The 2,537-nt window shown below is 44.0% G+C and carries 4 protein-coding genes; all 4 read right to left on the reverse strand.

Features of this window, described 5'->3' with window-relative positions; genetic code table 11:
• On the reverse strand, positions 1 to 650 hold a 650-nt coding region (gene lacD / locus ADF75_RS07555), incomplete at its 3' end, for a tagatose-bisphosphate aldolase (RefSeq protein WP_048789681.1).
• A 1-nt stretch (position 651) separates the two neighbouring features.
• Positions 652 to 1,581 carry a tagatose-6-phosphate kinase gene (locus tag ADF75_RS07560; protein WP_048789682.1) on the reverse strand — a complete coding sequence of 310 codons (930 nt, stop codon included), beginning with the start codon at positions 1,579 to 1,581 and terminating at the stop codon, positions 652 to 654.
• An 11-nt stretch (positions 1,582 to 1,592) separates the two neighbouring features.
• Entirely contained in the window at positions 1,593 to 2,108 is a 516-nt protein-coding gene (gene lacB, locus ADF75_RS07565) for a galactose-6-phosphate isomerase subunit LacB (protein ID WP_048789683.1), read from the reverse strand.
• 16 nt (positions 2,109 to 2,124) lie between these two features.
• A partial coding sequence (gene lacA / locus ADF75_RS07570; protein ID WP_048789684.1) for a galactose-6-phosphate isomerase subunit LacA occupies positions 2,125 to 2,537 on the reverse strand: 413 nt, incomplete at its 5' end.

The following is a 2,537-nucleotide window of genomic DNA, read 5'->3' on the forward strand; positions in this document are numbered from 1 at the left end:
CCTTCAACGTATTTGACATTGACTGGCACTTCTACCTTCAAGACATCGATGTTGAAGCGTGGGTCTGAGAAGACTTTCATAGCTTCGATGACCTTACGAGGTTTTACTTTCGCATATTCTACAGATCCGGCATCCGCAATAGTTTCATCATAAGCCAAGATTTCAAGGAAGAATGGAATTTCTTCTGCAGCACATTCTGAACCAATGCGTTCGATGTAGGCTTGTTTTTCTTGGTTGAGTTCTTCTGCACTATCCACATCATAGTAGAGCAAGAATTTCACTGCATCTGCGCCCTGTTCTTTGATGCGTTTAGCTGACCAAAGGTTAAGGCAGTCTGGCAGACGTTTTGTGCTAGAAGTGTCGTAGCCAGTTTTTTCATAAGCCAACAAGAGACCTGCTTCTGCATCCAAGACCTTGGTCGCTGGAAGGCCATACTCAGGGTCCAAGAGCATAGAAGATGCGAATGGCGTCAATTCTTCAGCCACCAAGACCTTCAATTCTTCCATTTGAGCTACTGTTGGTTCTGTGTCTTGATATTGAGCCATGAGGCGTTTCAAGGCACCACGTTGGTCAAAGGCCAAGGCTGAGATCACACCCTCTTTGGTGCTCAATTTTTCTAAATAGTTGCGTTTTTGTTCTGTTAATACCATCTTATACCTCTTTTACAATTATATTCTGATACAAATCATCATAGCGATGAATATTGATATGGCCTGTCGTTGCTTCTTGAGCATTCAACATGCCAAGGACATTGGCTTTGGTTAAAAGTGCTTGGTCGTCTTCCTGATGATAGAGAGCTGAGGCAATCCCAGCAACTGTCGAATCACCAGATCCAACTGGATTGACCACTTCAATTTTTGGAATATCCACTTTATAGAAGACATCACCATGTTTGGCAAAGGCACCGTCAGCTCCTAGGGAGACGATGACCCATTCGATTCCTTTAAATAAGTCAGATTGAAGGACCTCTTTTAATTGATCTAAATCCGTAGTCACTTCGTAGCCTAAGAGTTGAGACAACTCTTCATTATTGGGTTTAATCACTGTTGGTTGAACGGGAGCTACTAGTGCTTTTTCTAGAGAAGCGCCTGAGCAGTCCAGAACGACTGGTTTTCCTGCCTTCTTAGCGCGCTCGACCAATTGAGAATAATAATCAATTGGCAAGCCCGCTGGTAAACTACCTGAGATGGCAACGACTGCTACATCTGGAAGCAAGGCTTCATAGTGATCAAGAAAGGCTTGCCCTTCTTCTTCAGAAACAGACGGACCTTTTTCCAGGATTTCAGTTTGTTGTCCTTCGTGAAGGATCGCAATACAATTCCGGGTCTCCCCTTGAATTTCAAAGAATTCTTTGCCGATTTCCTGATCCAGATGGTCCAAGATAAATTGGCCTGTTGAACCACCAATCAGACCAGTTGCCGAGACAGGATCTCCAGTCTCTGCAAGGACCCGTGTGACATTGAGCCCCTTCCCTCCTGCGGTTTTGCTTACCTTGTCAACTCGATTGACCGTATCCAAGTGTAAGTTTTCTAATGGATAGGAAATGTCGATTGAAGGGTTCATGGTTACCGTTAAAATCATAGACTCACCTCTTAGTCGTGGTATTCCCCACGGTCCCATTTTTCAAGGAATTCTGTGAAGAAATCCTCATCCTCTTGACGGTCGTTGTGGGTTTCCAAATGTTGAATCTTGGCAATCAATTTCTTGTTTTCTTCACTTGGTTTGTATTCCGCATGGATGAAGGCTTCCAAAATGTCACACATCAGAAGTTCTCCTGTGACCTTCCCACCAAAACCAATCACGTTGGCATTGAGTTCTTCTTTTGCATAAAGAGCCGTTGTCATGTCGCGTACCAAGGCTGAACGAATTCCAGGAACCTTGTTAACAGCGTTGTTAATTCCAACACCAGTACCACAGATACATACTCCAAGATCAGCTTGACCACTAGCGACTGCTTCACCGACTTTTTTCCCAAAAATTGGGTAGTGGGTACGCGCATGGTCATAGGTTCCGAAGTCAAGGACTTCATAACCTTTTGATTTCAAAAATTCAGAAACAGCCATTTTTTCATTTGTGACAATATGGTCACATCCAATTGCAATTTTCATTCGTTTACTCCTCCCCTTAGCACATCTTGTTGAGCATATCGACACGGATTTGGTGGCGACCGCCGTCATACTTACCGTTTACAAAACCTTTGGCGATATTTTTGGCCAATTGCTCACCCACGATTTGAGCGCCCATGGTGATCATGCGAGAATTGTTGTGGCCACGAGTCATGTAGGCAGAACGCTCATCTGAAACTTCTGCCGCAACCATTCCTTTAATTTTAGTAGCGACCATGAATGGACCAGCACCATAGGCATCAATGACGATACCAAGATTGTCTTCTGCTTGTTTGACTTCTTTAGCGACAGCCAAGGTCACATCAACAAAGTCTTGCCCTTCTTCTGTAACATCCACCACTTGGAAACCTTCTGCTTCCAAATATTCTTTGACTACTTCTTTTAAGCGGATACCTGCTGCATCCGCACCAA

The sequence above is a fragment of the Streptococcus sp. 1171_SSPC genome (genome assembly GCF_001069335.1).
Lineage (GTDB): Bacteria > Bacillota > Bacilli > Lactobacillales > Streptococcaceae > Streptococcus > Streptococcus xiaochunlingii.

Coding starts and splice junctions, on each gene's coding strand:
- ADF75_RS07560 (WP_048789682.1), bottom strand. CDS start 1,581: ATGATTTTAACGGTAACCATGAACCCTTCAATCGACATTTCCTATCCA.
- lacB (WP_048789683.1), bottom strand. CDS start 2,108: ATGAAAATTGCAATTGGATGTGACCATATTGTCACAAATGAAAAAATG.